Genomic DNA, 19,918 nt, shown 5'->3' on the forward strand with positions numbered 1-19,918 from the left:
GCCTGAACGCTTTGATAGCGGTGTTGCGGCAGCTCGATTTGGAACCACCAAACCTTCGCTACCGCGCCTTGCTCTCAAAGCGTTCAGGCGCTCAGAAGATCAGCGAATTAACCAGACGGGACACTAGTGCCGACTGTTCTCTACCACCGTCCGATACAGCGAGCCGGTAACGATTTTCATTGTCGAAGCATCCGAGGCACGAGGATAAACCAAATAAGCTGGATAGCTGAACTCGGGAGCTTCAGCGACGCGCTCAAGTGATCCGTTTTCCAGATATGGCTGGGCAACCCGGGTTCTGAAGTAACCACTCCCGCCGTTGCGGAGCAGATGCTGAATGGCGAGCGGTCCCAGATTGAAGTTCAGGCGTGGGCGCGCATTTTCCGGATACGCTGCATCATGCTGATGCCGAAAATGAGCTCCCCAGTCTACGTAGATATAGGGGCCCGGCTGGCCGGTTGTTCTCACCAGGATCAATTTTTCCTCCAGCAGTTGTTCGACCTGCATGCCGGGCCAATAATTGGGCTGGTGAATCAGGGCCGCATCCATGACGCCTTGTTCGAGTCGTTCGTGAAGCGTACGGGGCTCGCTGACCTCAATGCGCAACGCCAGGTGGGGCGCATCGTCCTTCAGCGCGGACAGCCAATCCAGTAGCAGTGGATTCCAAAGGCTGGTCTCTGCCCCCAGTGTTACCACGCTATCCGAGCCTTCTGGGAGTGGCAGTTCACGACGGGCTGAATCCCAGGTCTGAACGAGCTGGCTGGCACGGCTGGCAAAACGTTCCCCGTGAGTCGTCAGTGTCGCGCCACTGCGATTGCGAATAAAAAGGCGACAGCCCAGTTGGCTCTCCAGATTCTGAACCCGAGCGGTAACCGTTGTCTGGGTAATGTGTAGCCGTTCGGCAGCCGCCATGAAGCTGCCAGTACGCACAATCTCCAGAAAAGTGCGGGCCAGTTCGATATCCACTGTCGTCACCTGCCATTTCTTCTGTTTTCATCGAAAGTATCGATATTAAATTCAATAACAATTCATTATTCCAGATATAAAACGCCATTCATACTGATGGCCTGTCGTGATTTACGAATAAGGTCTGAATATGACACAGGCTCTGAAGACATCGCCGCTGTCTGCGCCTCAATGGAAGCTGATCGAGAAGCTGCTGAGCGACTTCGACAGTCGCCAGATCGCATGGGTGAGTGGCTATTTGGCCGCTCAGGACGCAAAGCCGAGCGCGCAAGAACCCTCGGTAGCACCTGTGCTGATCGCTCATGGCGGCGAGACCGGAAATTCTCGGCAGATTGCTCTTTCCTCTGCCGAATCTGCCCGTATGGCCGGTATTCCGGTCGAGGTCGTTGATCTGGCGACGACGAAGGTTCGCCAACTCAGGAAATACGAGTGGCTTCTTATCGTTTGCAGCACCCATGGGAATGGTGATCCGCCGGAACCCATCGAGGCCTTTTTTGAAGCTCTGATGTCCGACTCGGCCCCCACGCTGAGTAACCTGCAATTTGCGGTGCTCGCCTTGGGCGACAGCAGCTACGACCAGTTCTGCGTGACCGGCCAGCAGATCGACCGCCGCCTGGAATCGCTGGGGGCAACCCGTCTGCATCCGCGTGTCGAGTGCGATGTTGACTTCGCGGTTCCGGCTGCTGCCTGGGAGGCGGCTGTCCTCAAAAAGCTGCCCCGAACCGGGGCCTCCGACGCTTTGCCTGCCAAGCAGGAAATCGTGGCAACGACAACGGTGTATGACAAGCAGCATCCACTCAGCGTCGAGGTATTGGAGAACCGACGGCTCAGCAATGCAAACCGCCGGAGCGCCATTCATCACATCGAGCTGGAAATGCCCGAAGGCGCGCTCGCTCTCTCGCCGGGAGATGCAGTGGGCATCCTGGTCGATAATCCGCCGGACCTTGTGGCCGCGATACTGGATGCCATTCAGCTCTCTGCTGAGGCCTGTGTCAGTGTCGGCGATCGGCCGATGACTCTGGTGGAAGCGCTACGTCAGCAGGTGGATGTCACCATACCGGGCGCCCAGTTCCTGAACTACTGGGCGGAGCTGAGCGGCTCGGAAACGTTGCGAGCGTTCACCGACGCACCTATCCGCGAGCAGCGTCAGTTCCTGAAAACCGTTCAGATTCGAGATCTGGTGACAGCCTACCCGGCGGTACCCGGAGCTCAGGCGTTTCTGGACGCGCTGAGACCTTTGCAGCCGCGTTTGTACGACGTTGCTAATGAGATCGATGGGCAGACCGACGAGTTGCACCTGACGGTTAAACACTTTCATTACAACTTCCAGGCGCGCACTGAGTCTGGAATTGCGTCCCGTTATCTGTTGGCTCTTGAACCCGGCGATCCGGTGCGTCTGTATGCCCACACCAACAACCGGTTCCATCTCCCTGAAGAAGCCGACATTCCGGTCATTCTAATTGCTGAAGGCACCGGAATAGCGCCTTACCGGGCGTTTGTCGAGTCCAACGCCCATCGGGAAACGCCGCGTCATTGCTGGCTGTTTTTCGCGGAGCAGTCGTTCGAGCAGGATTTCCTTTACCAGAAGGATTTACAGAAAGCCCATGCGGACGGCGCGCTATCCCGAGTTACGACGGTGTTCTACGCGGATGAACCGGGCGTGTCGCTGTCTGATCGATTGGTCGATCACATCGAACAACTGGTGACCTGGATTGAGGATGGGGCGCATCTGTATTTCTGTGGCGACAAGGGGCGGCTGCAGGCGTGTGAATCCGACCTGGGTGCGCGGGTCGATCTGTCTATCGGTGACGGCGCTTGGAAAGCGTTGAACAAGCAAAAACGTCTCCATCGAAACGTCTATTAAAGCGGAGCAGGATCATGGTGGATAGAACAACCGATCTGACCCAGCCCGTCAGTGAACTGCACGACAATGAAAAACTGAAAGCCAGCAGTCAGTTCCTGCGTGGTCATATTGCCGACGGCCTTGAGGATGGATTGACCGGAGCCGTGCCGGGCGACGATCCCCTGTTGATGAAGTTTCACGGCATCTATCAGCAAGACGACCGCGACTTGCGGGCTGAGCGCAAACAGCGGCACCTGGAGCCGAATTATCAGTTCATGGTGCGATTGCGGATTCCGGGCGGTCTGCTGACGCCAGAGCAATGGCAGGGCATCGATCAGTTATCGCGCCGATATGCCGAGCGCGGTATCCGCATTACGACCCGCCAGACCATTCAGCTCCATGGGATCCGCAAGCGCCATCTGAGAGTGCTGATGCAGGGCATTCGAGACGTCGGACTTGACACGATTGCCGCTTGTGGTGACGACAGTCGGGGCGTCGTTTGCGGCAGCCATCCGGCGATATCGGCGGTACATCGGCAAGTGGCCCAACTGGCCCGGGAAACTAGCCAGCGGCTTATCCCCAGAACCGCGGGCTACGGCGAGATCTGGTACGGCGATCAGCCCCGGGACATCGACCCTCAGCGCGAAGATCCCTTATATGGGCCCCTCTACCTGCCCCGTAAGTTCAAAGTGGGCTATGTGATTCCGCCGGTGAACGATATCGACGTGTACGGGCAAGATCTGGGGTTCATTGCCATCGTCGAGAACGGCAAGCTGGCGGGCTTCAACGTCTGCTTTGGTGGTGGCATGGGACAACTCGATAGCCGTGAGGACAGTTATCCTCGCGCTGCGGAGGTCCTGGGATTTGTGAGCGCGGATGAAGCACCCGCGTTCGCCGAAATCGTCATGGGGATACAACGGGATTTCGGTGATCGCAAGGACCGGCATCGGGCACGATTTAAATACACGCTGGACCGTCTCGGAAACGACTGGTTCCTGCAGGAGTTGGCGCAGCGCCGAGGAGTGCCATTGGCGGAAGCGCGTGCATTCGAGTTTACCCAGAATGGCGATCGGTTGGGGTGGCAGCAGGGGGATGACGGGCTCTGGTATGGCACGTTAGCCATCGACAATGGCCGGGTGGATAGCGTGTTGCGGGAGCGCCTGGCGGGCTTTTTTCAGCAGTACGGCGGCCAGATCCGGCTGACCACCAATCAGAATTTGCAGTTGACACAGGTGGATGGTGCTGAACTCGATCAGGTGGGCTGGCGCCTGGAGGATCTTGAACTGTCACATCGCCTGTCGCCGGAACTGCAGGATGCTTACACGATGAGCTGTGTGGCACTGCCCACCTGCGGTCTGGCCATGGCGGAGGCCGAACGATACATGCCCCGGTTGCTGACGGTGTTCAAAAGACTGAAGGCACAGTACGGGTTGGACGCGGTGCCGATGACCTTCCGGATCACAGGATGTCCCAATGGCTGCGCCCGGCCGTACCTGGCGGAAATCGCGCTGACCGGCCGTGCCCCGGGGCTCTATAACCTCTACCTCGGGGGCAGTTTTCACGGGGATCGGTTGGCTCAGCTGTTTGCCGCCAACGTCAGCGAATCACAGTTCCTCGACATCATGGCTGAGCTGTTCAACGAGTATGAGAGCGGGCGGCATGAGGCCGAGGGTTTTGGGGACTTTCTTGTCCGTACCGAGCGGCTTGATACCTCGCTGGTATCGGTTCCGTCGACCTAATTCAGGAGATCGAGATGTCTGATTACCTCTTTATACAGAGTCAGGATCCATACACGGAGGCTCGTGCCGAGCAGCAGTTCGAGCTAGCCGCCCAACTGCACGACGCGGGTCATAACGTCCGTATCCTGTTGATCCAGAATGGAGTGACGCCGGCACGTAAAGGCGCCCGGCTGACGCATTTTGATTCACTGCTGGCGTGGGGTATCACGGTGCTGGCGGATGGTTTTTCTTTGAAACAGCGGGAAATCGGCCCTGACGATCTCAAATACCCGGTGTGGATTAGCGACATCGATGTGGCCGTGGAGTCGTTACTCGAAGGCCACAAGGTGATCTGGAACTAGGAGCAAGCAACATGAGTGAACCGAAAACCCTGGCCTTCGCTTTTATGGAGCCGCCGTTCGAAAGCGAGAGAACCGTCTCGTTCTTCCGTTTGCTGGATGCCGCGCTGGAGCGTCGGGCCAACGTGCGGGTTTTTGCCTACGAAGGTGCCGTGGCCCTGGCGTTCTCCAGGCAATCGCCGCATGGCAACGCCGTGCATGGCCGGAACACGGAAGAAGAGGATCACCCGCTCACCAAAAACTGGATAGCTGCGTTACAGACAAAGGCGCTGCAGAAGGGAGTCAGCTTCGAGTGGATCAACTGCGGACTGTGTGTGGATGAGCGGGGCGTCAACGAAGTCATCGAGGGTTGTGGTCGTGGGGGGCCTCCGGATCTCTGGCGTTACGCCGAGAGCGCTTTCAACACATTGACAATTGGGACGAGGTGAGCGATGAAAGTATTGCAGGTTATCGACCAAGCGTTCCGTACAACGACTGAAGAACAGGACGACACGATCCTTTGGCTTACCCAGTCCATGCGGGGTGCGGGCGGCGATCTCCGCGTGCTGTTAAGTGGTCACGCCAGCTATTATGTCACCCAGACCCGGCGTCAGCCAGCACTGCAGGTCGCGGGCTGGCAGCAAACCGAACCGGCCACCCTGACGCGAGATCTATCCGGCCTGATCGAGAGTGGTGTGCCCGTTTACGCAGTTTCGGAGGATTTGGCGGAGCGAGGGCTGTCCAAAAGCCCGGTGTATCCTGGCGTAGAGGTCATCTCGCGTAGACAGCTTGTTGATCTCTATGAAAGTGTTGACCAGATCTGGCACTGGTGAGTTGAATGGATCGTGTACAAACAGTTCTCTGTCAGCAACTGGGATGTCGTTATCCGATCATGCTGGCCGGCATGGGCGGCGTTGCACGGCATCGTCTGGCGGCCGCGGTCTCGAATGCCGGCGGGTATGGCGTGCTCGGTATGGTGCGCGAACCGGTCGAACGGTTGCGATATGAAGTCAGCGCCATGCGGAGGCTTACCGACAAGCCGTTTGCGGTGAACCTGATACCGGCCGCCACGCCACGGCAACAGTTGATGGAACAGATCGACGCGTGCCGTGCGCTGGCCGTGGAGACGCTGGTGTTTTTCTGGGACGTGGATCGCCCCTTGATAGACGCCGTTCGTCAGGACGGCTTCCGGGTCATTCACCAAGTGGGCACCGAGCGGGCGGCGGAGCAGGCGCTGAAAGCCGGCGTGGAAGCGCTGATTGTTCAGGGCCACGAAGCCGGTGGTCACGTCCACGGGCTCACCTCCACACTGGCGTTGCTGGCTCCGGTCGTCGCTATGAGTGACGTGCCGGTGGCGGCTTCAGGCGGGATGGCGTCCGGTCCGTCGATAGCGGCGGCCCTGGCGGTGGGGGCGCAGGCCGTGAGTCTTGGAAGCGCCTTTCTGACAACGCATGAGGCCAATGCCCATCACCATCATAAACGGCGGGTTGTGCAGGCCCGTGTCGATGACACGTGTTACACAACGCGATTCGCCCGCAACTGGCCCATTGCGGCGCCGGTGCGCGTTCTGGAGAACGCAGTGACCCGCGGTGACTACGATCGGATCGAAGACCCGAATCACATACTGGGTTCCCAGGACAATGAGCCGGTCTACCTGTTCTCGACGGATTCGCCGCTGGCGGATGCCGAGGGCCGCGTCGATGACATGGCGCTATATTGCGGTCAGAGTTGCGGTCAGGTCAGTGACATAGTGAGCGCTGGTCAGCGAATTGAAAACCTGATGAGAGAAGTAGCCAGCGTGTCTGCTCGTTAGCTCGTCTTCCCTTATTGGGGTTGGGGCGGCAAGAGTTCAACTCCGCCTACCTACCTCGCCGCAGATCCTGGGGGACGCCTGAATGTTCGTTCCCAACCGGATTCCTGTCAGCGGCACTGTAGATAGATATGTCGGATCAATCCAAAGAACGTGATGACCCACGCCGCGAGCGACAGATAAAACAGCACCGGTGATATCCGGTCCAGGAATCCGATCGAAAGGGCCTCACTCAGCATGTGTGTGCAGACGGCATACATGCCCAGTGGGAATACGATGGCCCAATAAAGAGAGTTATATCGGATCGGATATCGACGGTAGCCATATCGCCACAGTGTCAGAATCAACAGAATCGGGATCCACCAGGTTCCGGTTACCCAGTAAAGAATCGTCATGCCTTTGATGAACGGCGCCAGTGCGTTCAGGAGCGGCGCTTCGGGCGCACTGGTCACCAGCAGGGAGCCCGCCAAGGTTGAGATCGCCATGGCACCCATATTGATCCAGTAGGAGGGCACGAGGTCTTCCGGTTCCAGTCGGAAGAACGTATACCGATAGAAAATGAGCGAGATCATCCAGATATACAACATGCCGCCTACCAACCACATGGCGAGGGCGAGAAAGTTCAGCTCCAGCTTCCAGTGAGGCAGGGTGCCCGCGGCGAGCAGGGAACTCAGGACGGCCACAGACTGCGTCGATACGATGCTCAGCAACCATGTCCCCGATATCCCTTTCTCTAACGTTGGTTTCTGGATCTTGAGCGTCAGGGCGGAAAAAATGGCGTAAGTCAGGCCCATCCAGCAGAGACTCCCTATCCACCACAAGACCACACCCACACCGGATTCAGGCAGCAGCACGACAAGTTGCGCGCCGACGATGTTCGACCCGGCGATCAGAGTGAAAAAGCCTGGCCCTCTGGCATGGTCTGTAAGATCGCCGACCATTCGCGTTGGGAATTTGGCGAGTCGAATCAGGGTCATCACCCACAGGACGGGATAAAGAATCAGATTAAGCAGCAGTAGGGAATGGGCGATCCAGGGCAGGGCCATCAGGTGCGCGCCTAGTGAAACGATACCGGTTGCCATGACGATGCCGAAGCTTCCCGGCGGAAGGTAGGCAATAGCCCCACGCCAACGCTTTTTCAGTTGTTCTGGATGTTGGGGCCCGGCGGTATCGCGGGGGGCTGGCTTTGTAGAGGGCATGGCAAAACCCAAATAAGCAATAGATCAAGATACGAATGGCGTTATTTTACTGTCTTCTAGGGAAAGATCGAGTAACCCGACGGGACACAAGCTGGCCGAAACCAGTGCTTGGACGCTGAAATACTGGTCAACGACTCTTGGGCAGGATGAAACATCCTGTGGCATCGGTTAGATGATAAACATCCATTTCACGCTGCACCGCACCCGGGGCAGCGTGAACAGTGGGAATCACTGGCGCAGGCCCTTCGCAGCACGGACCATGTTTTTCAGAGCGGGGACAACTTCCTCCCAGGTTCGGGTTTTTAGGCCGCAGTCAGGGTTGATCCACAAACGTTCGGCGGGAATTCGGGCTGCTGCTCCCTGTATCATCTGCGCGATATGTTCTTCAGCCGGAGTGTTCGGGGAATGAATATCGTAGACTCCAGGGCCAATCTCGTTTGGGTATTGGAAGTCGTCGAAGGCATTCAGCAGTTCCATATCCGAGCGCGACGTTTCTATGGTAATGACGTCGGCGTCCATGGCTGCGATTGATTCAATGATGTCGTTGAACTCCGAATAGCACATATGGGTGTGAATCTGGGTCTCGTTTTTCACGCCATTGGCTGCAATTCGGAAGGACTCAATGGCCCAATCCAGATAAGCTGGCCACTCCGAACGGCGTAGCGGCAAGCCTTCGCGCAGGGCGGCCTCGTCAATCTGGATGAGGTTGATCCCGGCGGCTTCCAGGTCCTGAACTTCTTCACGGATGGCCAGGGCCAACTGATAGCAGCTCTGGCGGTGGGGCAGATCGTCTCGGACGAAAGACCAGTTAAGAAGAGTCACAGGTCCGGTCAGCATGCCTTTCATCGGTTTATCAGTCAGGGACTGGGCGTACCGGATCCATTCTACCGTCATCGCCTGCGGTCGGCTGATGTCCCCAAACAGAATAGGAGGCTTCACGCAGCGGGAGCCGTAAGACTGGACCCACCCGAACTGGCTGAACGCGTAACCCTCCAATTGCTCTCCGAAATACTCCACCATGTCATTCCGTTCGGGCTCGCCATGCACCAGGACATCCAGCCCCAGATTTTCCTGTTCGCGGACAGTCTGATGGATCTCATCCTTCATGAGGGATTTGTATGAAGCCTCGTCCAGATCACCGTTGCGGTAGAGTTTGCGGGTCTTGCGGATATCTGCAGTTTGTGGGAATGATCCGATAGTGGTCGTGGGAAACAGGGGTAATCGGTGGGCGGCCCTTTGCCTGGTTCTGCGTATGGAAAAGGGGGCCTGCCGCTGCCCAAAATCCGGCGTGATCGCAGCGACAGCTTGGCGCACACCAGGATCGTTGACACGCAAAGAGGCGTGGCGGCTCTGTATGGACCTGGCGTTGTTGTTGAGAGCGACGGCCACACTGTTACGACCGTTGTTTAACGCTCGGGCCAAAACATCCAATTCATCCAGTTTCTGAAGCGCAAAGGCGAGCCAGTTGCGGATGTCCGCATCCAGCCTGGTTTCGCTATCCAGATCCACCGGCACGTGCAGAAGAGAGCAGGAAGGGGCCAGCCACAAACGGTCACCCAGCTTGGCTGCGATGGGCTCCAGCCAGTCCAGTGCCCCATTGAGATCCGTCTTCCAGATATTGCGGCCGTCGATGGCGCCAATGGACAGCACTTTGTGAGGCGCCAGCCAGTCCACGACCCTGGCAACGTCCTGATGTCCGCGAACGGCATCGATGTGCAGGCCGGCCACCGGCAGGTTGCGCGCCAGCGGCAGGTTGTCCTGCATCGCGCCGAAATAGGCGGCCAACAGGAGCTTTGGCCGCGAGGTCTTCAGCGTGTGATAGGCGGATTCAAAGGCCTGCTTCCAGTCCCTGCTCAAATCGGTGACCAATGCCGGCTCGTCAATTTGTACCCACTCGGCTCCGGCGTCCGCGAGCTTTTCCAGTAATTCGCTGTAGACTGGCAGCAGCCGGGGGAGAAGGTCCAGGCGGCTGGAGTTGTCTTTTTCCTTGCTCAGCCACAGATAGGTGACCGGTCCGATGATGACCGGTTTGGCGCTGAAGCCGGCATCCCGTGCTTCCGCCAGTTGGGCCAGAAGGCGATCCGCATTCAGTGAGAAGGTGGTGTCGGCCGTGACCTCTGGAACGATGTAGTGATAATTCGTGTCGAACCATTTGGTCATTTCGCCGGCATGGACACCGTTGCATCCGCCGTCACTGGCGGAACGGCCCCGGGCAATCCGGAAATAGTTGTCCAACTCGCTCCCTGTCAGCCCCTTTACACGCTCGGGAATGTGGCCCAGGGTGAAACTCATGTCGAGCACTTGGTCATAGAAAGAGAAGTCGCCAACCGGCAGCAGATCCAGTGACGATTGGTGTTGCCAGTGACGCTTGCGCAAGTCCGCCCCGAGGTGAAGCAGCTCCGGTTCACCGGTCTCGCCCTTCCAGAAGGCTTCCTGTCCGAATTTCAGTTCCCGTTTTGCGCCGATTCGGGGAAAACCGAGGTTGTGTGTCTTTGCCATTGCCTGTCTCCTTGTATCGATGGCGATATCGTAGACAGCGCTTTTTATGACTAAAAATGGTAATTTCGCATAAATCGATTAGATTCTTTCATGGAGTAGGTATGTTGGACCGCCATCACCTGGCCATCATCCGGGAAATCGATCGCCAGGGTTCAATGACGGCCGCCGCCGATAAGCTGTTCGTGACCCAGTCGGCCCTGAGTCACACGATCAAGAAACTGGAGCAGCAACTGGGTACCCCGTTATGGATGCGTGAGGGGCGCAGTCTGCATTTCACCCAGGCTGGGTATTACCTGCTGTCAGTGGCGAATCGTCTGTTGCCGCAGCTGGAGCATGCCGAAGCGGTGATCGGGCAGATGGCTGATGGCCAGCGCGGTACGTTACGCATCGGTATGGAATGTCACCCCTGCTATCAGTGGCTGCTGAAGGTGGTTGCCCCCTATCTTGAGCGTTGGCGGCAGGTGGACGTTGATGTGAAACAGAAGTTTCAGTTTGGCGGGCTGGGCGCTCTGCTGGGTTATGACATCGACATGCTGGTCACGCCGGACCCCTTGCACAGGACGGGACTGGTATTTACGCCCGTGTATGACTACGAGCAGGTGCTGGTGGTCAGTCGCGAGCACCCCCTGGCCGGTCGTGAATGGGTGGAACCGGAGGATCTGGCGGATGAAATCCTGATTACCTACCCGGTGGAAACCGAGCGCCTGGATATATTCAACCTGTTCCTGCTGCCAGCTCGAATTCTGCCGCGTAAACACAAAACCATCGAGACGACCGATATCCTGCTGCAGATGGTGGCGGCGACCCGCGGCGTGGCCGCTTTGCCCCGCTGGTTGGTCGAGGAATACGCGCACCGGATGCCGCTGTTGCCTGTGCGGTTGGGACAGACGGGATTGCCCAAGCAGATTTTCCTGGGGGTCCGCCAGGCTGACGAGGACGTGGATTACCTGACCGACTTTCTGGCCATGGCCCGGTCTATCGATTGGTAGCCCATCCTCGGATATCGATGACGTCCAAATGCCACGAATGGCGTTCGCCACTCGCTTGGGGATATCTGATCATCGATTTCCTTCAGTTTAAGCAAGGAATTAACCAGATGGGGCAGCTGGTCCGCTTTTATGACTTGCTGTATCGGATGCATCACCCAGCATCTGAATTCTTGCCGGTGGTGCGTCGCCATCCTTGTTCTGTCCGAAATAAAGCATGGTTTGTGGCACGGGGATCTCTATGCCGGCCCGATCAAAGTGAATTTTAACCAGTCGGTTGTAGGCGCGGCCAACCGCCCACTGCATGCCGGGACTGGTTTTGATGACGACCCGGATATCCACAGAATTGTCGGCCAACGCCGAAACACCGGCAATTGTCACTGTGTCCAGCACCTCAGAACCGAATTCGCCGGCTCTCAACTCATCAAACGCGGCTTCAAGATACTTGATGGCTTCGTCGATATCTTCGCGATAAGCGATGCGGTACTCGCCAACGTGATTGCCGAACTCCCGGGTGAAGTTGGAAACGGCGCCCACCGAAGAAAACGGCACGATGTGGTATGTGCCGTAGAGATCCCTTAAAGCAACGGACCGGATGCCAACACGCTCAACGGTGCCGGAGTTCCCCCCTGCGCTGACGAAATCGCCAGTGTTCATGGCGTTTTCAAGCTGAATGAATATGCCGGTAATGACATCCTGAACAAGCTTTTGCGAACCGAAACCAATGGCCAGACCCAGCACCCCCGCACCAGCAATCAACGGCGCCACATCAATGCCCACTTCGGACAACACGATCATGACCGTGAAGACCAACGTGACGATGGCGAGCGCTGTGTGGAAAAGACCCATGAGTGTTTGCGAGCGGGCTGCTGCGGCAGGGCTTGCGCTTTCTTTTGGGGCAAGGCGAGTTTCAACAAAGCTCGCCAAAGCAATCCAGATCAACGCCGACGCCAACAGGATCAGAGCTATATGAATTAGCGTCACAACTACCCGGGTCCCGGTCGGTGTCGCATACCACGCCGCAAGGCTATAAAAATGCCAACTATCGAGAACCAGAATGACGACCAGTGTCAGAATCAGCGCCCGCGCAACTTTCAGAATGTTGGGTATGTACAGGTTGATGCGTGGCTGGAGATTTGGCAAACGGGTGTTGAGAGTCTCGGATAGACGAATTTCTTTGCCAATAAGCTGGGCCAGAACGACACCGAGCAGGGTGCCAAGACCGATGTATACCAATGTTTTAAAGGTGGCCGCTGCCACGTAGGGAAGGGCCGTTTCGGGCCGAAGGACTGTTACTCCAAAGACGCTCACCGCATAGAGCATGGCCAGAATGTGCCAAAGCTGTCCGAAAATTCTGAGCAGCAATCGGCCCAACCCATGCCTGCTTTCGCCCGCCAGAATCATCCGATCGTGGACGGACTTGCGGTTTTTCATGACGATTGAAACGGCATAGAACAATGCCACCAGCATCACCAGGGTGCCAACGGCGTTCCCAAGTGAGGGGGCCACATTGGCGTTGACGATGGGAACGGCTACCAGCATGCCATAACCAATCCAGTCTGCCAGATTGGCCAGAAACCGATGGGTATACTGCGCCTGAGTAGCATTCAGAGGCATGAGCCGTAGGTGTTCGTAGCGCGTTGAAAACAGCATGCGTAGCGCTACCTTGAAAAGCTCGACAATGAGAAAAGCATTCAGAAACAACAATAGCCGGGTTCCTGGAAGCGGCGACTGTGTCGTCAGTAGGTTGGCTACGAGACAGCCTCCAATGTAGGACAATGCAACGGTCATGGCGTCAACAATCGTGGCGATAAACACCGCTGTGATAGTTCGCAACATGGCCAGCTTGTCCGAACCCCGGGCCGCCTTGCGATCCAGTCTCATAAAGATCCTGGCGGCCGGTACGCGTAGTAGCAGAAGTAACAGGAACGCCGCCACGACAACGCCGATAAAGCGGGCGACGGTATTGATGACTTCGGACAGCTGGCGGTTGGTGAGCGTTGATGAAAACAGAGAGTCGAGGGCGCTCGTCAGTGTGCTGAACTGATCCCGCAGGTCAGTCATGACATGGGCTGTCGAAGTGGCGACGTGTCGGGCGAGAGAGGTATGCTCTGTTTTCGTGTCCGTGTTGGTCGCATGATCGCCTGCTCCGGACTGTCTCTCGGATGCAGATAACGTATTGGGCGCGGCATCGCCGGTTTCCTGCATGCTTCGAAGCTGGCGTATGAGAACCTGCCTGGACGCCTCGTTCTCCAAGACGTCGGCGAGGGCAGCGTAGTCCGGTTCGCCGCTGGCCTGCGGTTCAACGGTACCTGACGTTGCCGGTTGCGCACTTGTCGATAGTAAGCAGAGAATTATTGTGACAACGCCAATCAGGCGGATGCCCGTCCCTTTGATTCCAGACATGCGGCCTCCTGCGGGTGCCCGCAGTTTCACTTCCGACCTCGATAGAGTGATGACTGCCCGGGCGAATTTAAAGGAACGGTCAGTCTGCACAGAACGTCGTTAAGCATTCAATCCCCGCACTGTTGTAAGATAGATGTCGATCAAATGAAGATCGCGTTGTACTACATATTCGGATAGTTCGGACCACCACCGCCTTCCGGCGTGACCCAGGTGATGTTCTGGGCCGGGTCCTTGATGTCGCAGGTCTTACAGTGGACACAGTTCTGGGCATTGATCTGGAACTTCTTGCCACTGCCGTCGTCCGCTTCCACCACCTCGTACACGCCCGCCGGGCAGTAACGCTGCGCCGGTTCATTGAACTTCGGCAGGTTTTCCTGGATCGAGATCTCCGGGTTGCTCAGCTTCAGGTGAATTGGCTGATCTTCCTGCACAGCCAGCTGTTCGAGAAAGCTCGGCGAAGCTGGTGATTTCCTCATCCTCGACGTTTCGCGAGTTTTCATCACCTTGCGGAATGCGCAGAGTCCGCCAGGACAAGTTTGCGGCGTTGTCCTGTATGGTTTTCCAGTCTGGACAGCTGATAGGACACAGGACATAGTGTGTTGCCGGGCACAGGGCCGGTGGCAACAGGCTCTGACCGAAGGCACCTCAAAATAACAACGGACACAATCGGCTTCGCGCAATGACTGCAGTAACCCATTCCGTATTGGTCGTGGATGACGATGAAGACATCTGCGAATTGCTACAGACCTTTCTCGGGCAGGCCGGCTACCACGTGCGGACCGCTTCCGATGGCGAGGCCATGCGGGCCGCCATGGATGACTGTCTGCCGGATGTGCTGATCCTGGACATCATGTTGCCTGGCGACGATGGCTTTACTCTGTGTCGGTGGGTGCGGGATCATTTCGCCCTGCCCATCATCATGCTGACCGCCAGTTCCGACGAAACCGACAAGGTGATCGGTCTTGAGTTGGGGGCGGACGACTACATCGCCAAACCCTTCAGCGCCCGGGAACTCCAGGCCCGGATCAAGGCGCTGTTGCGGCGTTCCCAGTTGAGCCAGCAGGGGTTCCGGCGCTACGTCCGGTTCGCCCAGTGGCGGCTGGATTGCCAGACCCACGAGCTGAATGACCAGGGCGGGCAGCGCATCAGCCTGTCCGGGGCGGATTTCGCGTTGCTCAAGCTGTTCGTGGATCACGCCAACAGCATCCTCGATCGCGATACCATCGCCGGCGTCACCCGCGGGCGGGAAGCCGATCCGCTGGACCGGGTGGTGGACGTGGCCGTGTCGCGGCTTCGACACCGGTTGGGGGACAAGGGTCGCCAGCCCAAGCTGATCCGCACGGTGCGCGGCGCGGGCTACATGCTCACGGCCACCGTCAGCTACGAGAATGAATAAAGTCCGGGCCCTGTTCCAACGCATCCGGCCCCAGTCCCTGCTGACGCGGATGCTCCTGTTGACCCTGGTCGCCGTGGTGCTGGCCCAGGGGATCTCCACGGCGTTCTGGTACACCACCTTCCGCGCCCAGGAAACCGCCGGGCTGATCAACAGCAGTCGCAACCTGGCCTATTCGGCGGCGGCGACGGTCCGCTTTTTCAAGTCGTTGCCACTGGAATACCGGCATATCGTGCTGGAGCAGTTGCGCAACATGGGCGGTACGCGCTTTTTCGTGTCCCTGAACGAGCGGGAAATCGCCCTCAAGCCGTTGCCGGATACGTCCCGCAAGGCGGATGTGGTGGATGCGGTGTCCGAGGTTCTGCGTGAACGCATCGGCGGCGCGCTGCCCATCCGGGTGGAATTCGTGGCACCGGAGGATTTGCGCATCCTCAACAGCCAGATGAAGCTCACCGACCTGCCGCCCTCCTGGGCCAATTACGCGCTCAACCTCGATCCGATCAACCCGCCGGTGCTGGTGACGCAGATCGAGATTGCCCCCGACGAGTGGCTGTACCTGGCAACGCCGTTGCCAGCGCCGTATGTGTCGCTGGAGGACGAAAGCGGCCTGCCTAAACAGCAGATCTTCTTCATTGGCCTGCTGACCATTTTTCTGCTGACCTTCATCGCTTTGCTGGTGCGCTGGCAGGCCCGGCCGCTGCGCCGGCTGGCCCGGGCCGCCCGGGAAATGCCGTTCGATGACGATCGCCCGCCGCTGGCGGAGCGGGGCAGTAGTGAGGTGGTCGCCGTCACACGGGCCTTCAACACCCTGCGGGACCGGATCCAGCGCTACCTGAAGGATCGTGAGCAGCTGTTTACCTCCGTTTCCCACGATCTGAAAACGCCGATCACCCGCCTGCGCCTGCGCAGCGAACTGCTTGACGACGACATGCTGCGTTCCAAGTTCGAGAAGGATCTCCAGGAGCTGGATCTGCTGGTCAAAAGCGCGCTGCAGTCGGTCAAGGACAACGACATCTATGAAAATATGGAGTCGGTGGACGTTCACGGTCTGATCGACCAGGTCACTGAGCCGGCCGCCCGCACGCCCGGCAAGGTCTCTCTGGAAGGGCGGGCCCGGCGGCCCTATCGTTGCAAGCCGTTGGCGCTTCGACGATGCATCGGGAACCTTTTCGATAATGCGCTAAAATACGGGGAACGGGTCACGATCCGTATCGAGGATTCCCCCACGACCTTGACCCTGCATTTCGAGGACGAGGGGCCGGGGCTGCCGCCGGACCAGCTCAAGAAGATCTTCGAGCCCTATTACCGGGCGTCACCCAGCGCGCCGGGAGAAGGGCTTGGCCTGGGCATTGCCCGGGCGATCGCCCACGCCCATGGGGGGGATGTTGAAGCCTCCAACCGGGAGCAGCGTGGGTTGCGGTTGACGCTGATCCTGCCGCGGAATCCGGATTAATCCTCTGGCCTGTCTGGGGCCAAGCCTTGTGGTTGCTGCGTTTCAGGTCAATGTATCGACCCGGTTACATTGACCTTGCACTTTGATACGTCAGGCTTTTGCCCCTTGCCATAGACTCGAATGACGTTGTCGAGCGCTGACAGCGAAAAAATGACATTCACAACAACAACAAGGTGCCAACCTATGAAACCGATCAGGCATTTACTGGCCGCTATCGGCCTGAGTTTTGTGCTTTCCCCGGCGCACGCCGGCCAGGTTGAGGTGCTCCACTGGTGGACTTCCGGTGGTGAGGCCAAGGCCATGGGCGTCCTCAAGGAAATGATGGAAGAGCAGGGCCACACCTGGAAAGACTTCGCCGTTGCCGGTGGTGGTGGTGAAGCCGCCATGACCGTCCTCAAGACTCGCGCGGTATCCGGCAATCCCCCGGCCGCGGCTCAGATCAAGGGCCACGACATCCAGGAGTGGGCCAAGCTGGGCTTCCTGACCAATCTCGATGACGTGGCCAAGGAAGAGAAATGGGATCAGGTCCTGCCGCCGATCGTTTCCGACATCATGAAGTACGAGGGCCATTACGTCGCCGTTCCGGTCAACGTCCATCGGGTCAACTGGCTGTGGGTCAACCCCGACGTGTTCAAGAAAGTCGGCGTTGAAGTCCCGCACACCTGGGACGAATTCTTTGAGGTCGCTGACAAGATCAAGGCTGCCGGCATTATCCCGCTGGCCCACGGTGGCCAGGCCTGGCAGGATGCGACTGTCTTTGAAGCCGTCGCCCTGGCGGTTCTGGGGCCCAAGGACTACACCGCGGCTTTCGTCAATCACGACATGGACGTGCTGTCCGGCCCGAAAATGGTCGAGGCGCTGACCAAGTTCCACAAGATCCGCGACTACATCGATCCGAACGCGGTTGGTCGTGACTGGAACGTGGCCACCAAGATGGTCATCAACGGCGATGCCGCCATGCAGATCATGGGCGACTGGGCCAAGGGCGAGTTCACGGCGGCCGACAAGGTGGCTGGCAAGGACTACCTCTGTGTACCGGCTCCGGGCAGCGAGGACGCCTTCACGTTCAACATCGACTCACTGGCCATGTTCAAGTTGAACAACGAGGCCAATGAAAAAGCCCAGATGGATCTGGCGCGCACCATCCTGCGTCCGAAGTTCCAGACCATCTTCAACAAGGCCAAGGGTTCCATCCCGGTACGGACCGATGTCGACATGGCCAGCTTTGACGATTGTGCCAAGGCATCCATGAAGGCTTTCAAGTCCACCGCCGATACCGGCGGCCTGGTCCCGAGCATGGCTCACGGCATGGCGACCACCAGTGCCATCCAGGGCCAGATCTTCGATGTGATCACGAACTTCTTCAACACCAAGGATGCGGATCCGGAAGCCACCGCCAAGCAGCTGGCTTCTGCCGTCCAGTCCGCTCTCTGATCTAACCTGCAAGACCGGATGGGGCGCTGGCCAGCGCCTCATCCGCTGACCGATAACGGTTGAGGAGTTCTCACCATGGCTCACTCTGGTGTGGTGTCGGAAACGGCATCCCAGCCCGCCCGTGGCCGACTGACCCAGCGTTTACAACAATGGTTGCCCAAACTGGCGCTCGCGCCGACGGCTGCCATGGCGCTGGTCGGTATCTACGGGTTTATGTTCTGGACCGGTGTCCTGTCTTTCACCGGCTCCACCTTCCTGCCCAGCTACGAATTCGTGGGCTTCGAGCAATACGCGCACCTGTTCAGCAATGCCCGCTGGGCAACCGCGTGTGCGAACCTGGCCATCTTCGGCCTGCTGTTCATTTTCTGCTGCCTGGTTATTGGCTGCTTTCTGGCGATCCTGCTGGATCAGCGCATCCGCAACGAGGGTGTGATCCGCACGATCTACCTTTATCCACTGGCCCTGTCCATGATCGTGACCGGGACGGTGTGGCAATGGATTCTCAATCCCAGTCTGGGGCTGGAGAAGCTCATGCACGACTGGGGATGGACCAGCTTCAAGTTTGACTGGCTGACCAACCCGGACATGGTGATCTACACTATCGTCATCGCCGCCGTCTGGCAGGCGTCCGGCTTCGTCATGGCATTGTTCCTGGCGGGCCTGCGGGGCATTGATCCGGCCATCATCAACGCCGCCCGCGTCGACGGTGCGAGCCTGCCGCGGATCTACCTGCGTATCGTGCTACCGGCCATGCGTCCGGTGTTCTTCAGCTCGGTGATGGTGCTGGCGCATATCGCCATCAAGAGCTTCGACCTGGTCATGGCGATGACATCCGGTGGACCGGGTTACGCCTCCGACCTGCCAGCCATGTTCATGTACTCGTTTACGTTCACTCGCGGCCAGATGGGCCTGGGTGCCGCCAGTTCCATCATGATGCTGGCCATGCTGCTGGCGCTTCTGGTGCCCTACCTGTATTCGGAACTGAGGGGACAACGCAATGGCTAGTCAGATCGAGAAAAAACTCACCCCCAGCCGGATCCTGATCTATGCCACTCTGCTGCTGGCGTGTGTGGCCTACCTGATTCCGGTGTTCATCATGATCATCACCAGTTTCAAGACCACGGGTGATATCCGCTCGGGCAACCTGATCAGTTTCCCGGAAGTCTGGTCGTTTGAAGCCTGGGCCAAGGCCTGGTCCACGGCCTGCACCGGGGTCCAGTGCAACGGCGTCAGCGGGTTCTTCTGGAACTCCATCAAGATGGCCGTTCCGGCGGTGCTGATTTCCACTGCGCTGGGCGCGATCAACGGCTATGTGCTGTCCAAGTGGCGCTTCCGCGGGTCGGACATCTTCTTCAGCCTGCTGCTGTTCGGCTGCTTCCTGCCGTTCCAGGTGATCCTGCTGCCGATGGCGGCGACCCTGGGCAAGATGGGCCTGGCCAACACGACCACCGGCCTGGTGATTGTCCATGTGGTCTATGGCGTGGCCTTTACCACGCTGTTCTTCCGCAACTTCTATGTGGGCGTGCCAGACGCGCTGATCAAGGCAGCTCGCCTGGATGGCGCGGGATTCGTCACGATCTTCGTGCGTATCCTGCTGCCCATGTCGGTGCCGATCATCATGGTGTGCTTCATCTGGCAGTTCACCCAGATCTGGAACGACTTCCTGTTCGGGGTGGTGTTCGCCAGCGGTGACAGCCAGCCGATCACCGTCGGCCTGAACAATCTCGTGAATACCAGTACCGGTGTGAAGGAATACAACGTCGATATGGCCGCCGCCATGATCGCCGCCCTGCCAACACTGGTCGTCTATGTCCTGGCAGGGAAGTATTTCATTCGCGGACTGACGTCCGGCGCTGTAAAAGGTTAGAGGTCTGAC

Annotated in this window: 16 protein-coding genes and 1 pseudogene; 12 read left to right on the forward strand and 5 right to left on the reverse strand. The window is 58.3% G+C overall.

Going from position 1 to position 19,918, the window contains the following annotated elements; translation table 11 throughout:
- Positions 1–123 precede the first annotated feature (123 nt).
- A complete protein-coding gene (locus EB809_RS01990; RefSeq protein WP_123633062.1) occupies positions 124–963 on the reverse strand; it encodes a LysR family transcriptional regulator in 840 nt (279 codons plus the stop codon).
- 130 nt (positions 964–1,093) lie between these two features.
- Here EB809_RS01990 and EB809_RS01995 point away from each other — a divergent pair, with 130 nt between their 5' ends.
- From EB809_RS01995 to EB809_RS02020, 6 genes are read left to right on the forward strand one after another with little or no spacing between them, the layout of a single operon-like run.
- Positions 1,094–2,827 (forward strand): sulfite reductase flavoprotein subunit alpha, encoded by a 1,734-nt coding sequence (locus EB809_RS01995; protein WP_223807774.1) that lies wholly within the window; start codon positions 1,094–1,096, stop codon positions 2,825–2,827.
- A gap of 14 nt (positions 2,828–2,841) precedes the next feature.
- Positions 2,842–4,545: an NADPH-dependent assimilatory sulfite reductase hemoprotein subunit gene (locus tag EB809_RS02000; RefSeq protein WP_123633065.1), complete on the forward strand. Its 1,704-nt coding sequence runs from the start codon at positions 2,842–2,844 to the stop codon at positions 4,543–4,545.
- Between the two features lie 14 nt (positions 4,546–4,559).
- Positions 4,560–4,886 (forward strand): DsrE family protein, encoded by a 327-nt coding sequence (locus EB809_RS02005; RefSeq protein ID WP_123633066.1) that lies wholly within the window; start codon positions 4,560–4,562, stop codon positions 4,884–4,886.
- 11 nt (positions 4,887–4,897) lie between these two features.
- Positions 4,898–5,311, forward strand: a complete 414-nt coding sequence (locus EB809_RS02010) for a DsrE/DsrF/TusD sulfur relay family protein (RefSeq protein WP_123633068.1) — start codon at positions 4,898–4,900, stop codon at positions 5,309–5,311.
- Between the two features lie 3 nt (positions 5,312–5,314).
- The gene (locus tag EB809_RS02015) at positions 5,315–5,695 is read left to right on the forward strand and encodes a DsrE family protein (protein ID WP_123633070.1); all 381 of its coding nucleotides are present in this window, start codon (positions 5,315–5,317) and stop codon (positions 5,693–5,695) included.
- A 5-nt stretch (positions 5,696–5,700) separates the two neighbouring features.
- Positions 5,701–6,675 carry an NAD(P)H-dependent flavin oxidoreductase gene (locus EB809_RS02020; protein ID WP_123633072.1) on the forward strand — a complete coding sequence of 325 codons (975 nt, stop codon included), beginning with the start codon at positions 5,701–5,703 and terminating at the stop codon, positions 6,673–6,675.
- A 107-nt stretch (positions 6,676–6,782) separates the two neighbouring features.
- On the opposite strand, the gene EB809_RS02025 is transcribed toward EB809_RS02020, so the two are convergent.
- Positions 6,783–7,871, reverse strand: coding sequence for a tellurite resistance/C4-dicarboxylate transporter family protein (locus tag EB809_RS02025; RefSeq protein ID WP_123633073.1), 1,089 nt, complete (start codon positions 7,869–7,871; stop codon positions 6,783–6,785).
- 228 nt (positions 7,872–8,099) lie between these two features.
- Positions 8,100–10,370 (reverse strand): 5-methyltetrahydropteroyltriglutamate--homocysteine S-methyltransferase, encoded by a 2,271-nt coding sequence (metE, locus tag EB809_RS02030; protein ID WP_123633075.1) that lies wholly within the window; start codon positions 10,368–10,370, stop codon positions 8,100–8,102.
- A 101-nt stretch (positions 10,371–10,471) separates the two neighbouring features.
- On the opposite strand from metE, the gene EB809_RS02035 reads away from it, so the two are divergent.
- Positions 10,472–11,359: a LysR family transcriptional regulator gene (locus EB809_RS02035; RefSeq protein ID WP_123633078.1), complete on the forward strand. Its 888-nt coding sequence runs from the start codon at positions 10,472–10,474 to the stop codon at positions 11,357–11,359.
- A 99-nt stretch (positions 11,360–11,458) separates the two neighbouring features.
- On the opposite strand, the gene EB809_RS02040 is transcribed toward EB809_RS02035, so the two are convergent.
- On the reverse strand, positions 11,459–13,762 hold the full coding sequence (locus EB809_RS02040; RefSeq protein WP_123633080.1) for a mechanosensitive ion channel domain-containing protein: 2,304 nt from the start codon (positions 13,760–13,762) through the stop codon (positions 11,459–11,461).
- Between the two features lie 161 nt (positions 13,763–13,923).
- Positions 13,924–14,220 (reverse strand): annotated as a pseudogene (locus EB809_RS02045) (4Fe-4S dicluster domain-containing protein); the annotation flags it as partial.
- A gap of 221 nt (positions 14,221–14,441) precedes the next feature.
- Here EB809_RS02045 and EB809_RS02050 point away from each other — a divergent pair.
- From EB809_RS02050 to EB809_RS02070, 5 genes are all read left to right on the forward strand, one after another.
- The gene (locus EB809_RS02050; RefSeq protein WP_123633083.1) at positions 14,442–15,158 is read left to right on the forward strand and encodes a response regulator; all 717 of its coding nucleotides are present in this window, start codon (positions 14,442–14,444) and stop codon (positions 15,156–15,158) included.
- Positions 15,151–16,608 carry an ATP-binding protein gene (locus EB809_RS02055; protein ID WP_190294806.1) on the forward strand — a complete coding sequence of 486 codons (1,458 nt, stop codon included), beginning with the start codon at positions 15,151–15,153 and terminating at the stop codon, positions 16,606–16,608. The genes EB809_RS02050 and EB809_RS02055 overlap by 8 nt, the downstream gene beginning before the upstream one ends.
- Before the next feature lie 183 nt (positions 16,609–16,791).
- Positions 16,792–18,042 (forward strand): ABC transporter substrate-binding protein, encoded by a 1,251-nt coding sequence (locus tag EB809_RS02060; RefSeq protein WP_123633085.1) that lies wholly within the window; start codon positions 16,792–16,794, stop codon positions 18,040–18,042.
- A 75-nt stretch (positions 18,043–18,117) separates the two neighbouring features.
- The gene (locus EB809_RS02065) at positions 18,118–19,047 is read left to right on the forward strand and encodes a carbohydrate ABC transporter permease (protein ID WP_123633087.1); all 930 of its coding nucleotides are present in this window, start codon (positions 18,118–18,120) and stop codon (positions 19,045–19,047) included.
- Positions 19,040–19,909 (forward strand): carbohydrate ABC transporter permease, encoded by an 870-nt coding sequence (locus EB809_RS02070; RefSeq protein ID WP_123633089.1) that lies wholly within the window; start codon positions 19,040–19,042, stop codon positions 19,907–19,909. The genes EB809_RS02065 and EB809_RS02070 overlap by 8 nt, the downstream gene beginning before the upstream one ends.
- Positions 19,910–19,918 lie beyond the last annotated feature (9 nt).

Origin of the sequence: Marinobacter sp. R17, from assembly GCF_003789045.1 — a bacterium.
Classification (GTDB): Bacteria; Pseudomonadota; Gammaproteobacteria; order Pseudomonadales; family Oleiphilaceae; genus Marinobacter_A; species Marinobacter_A mangrovi.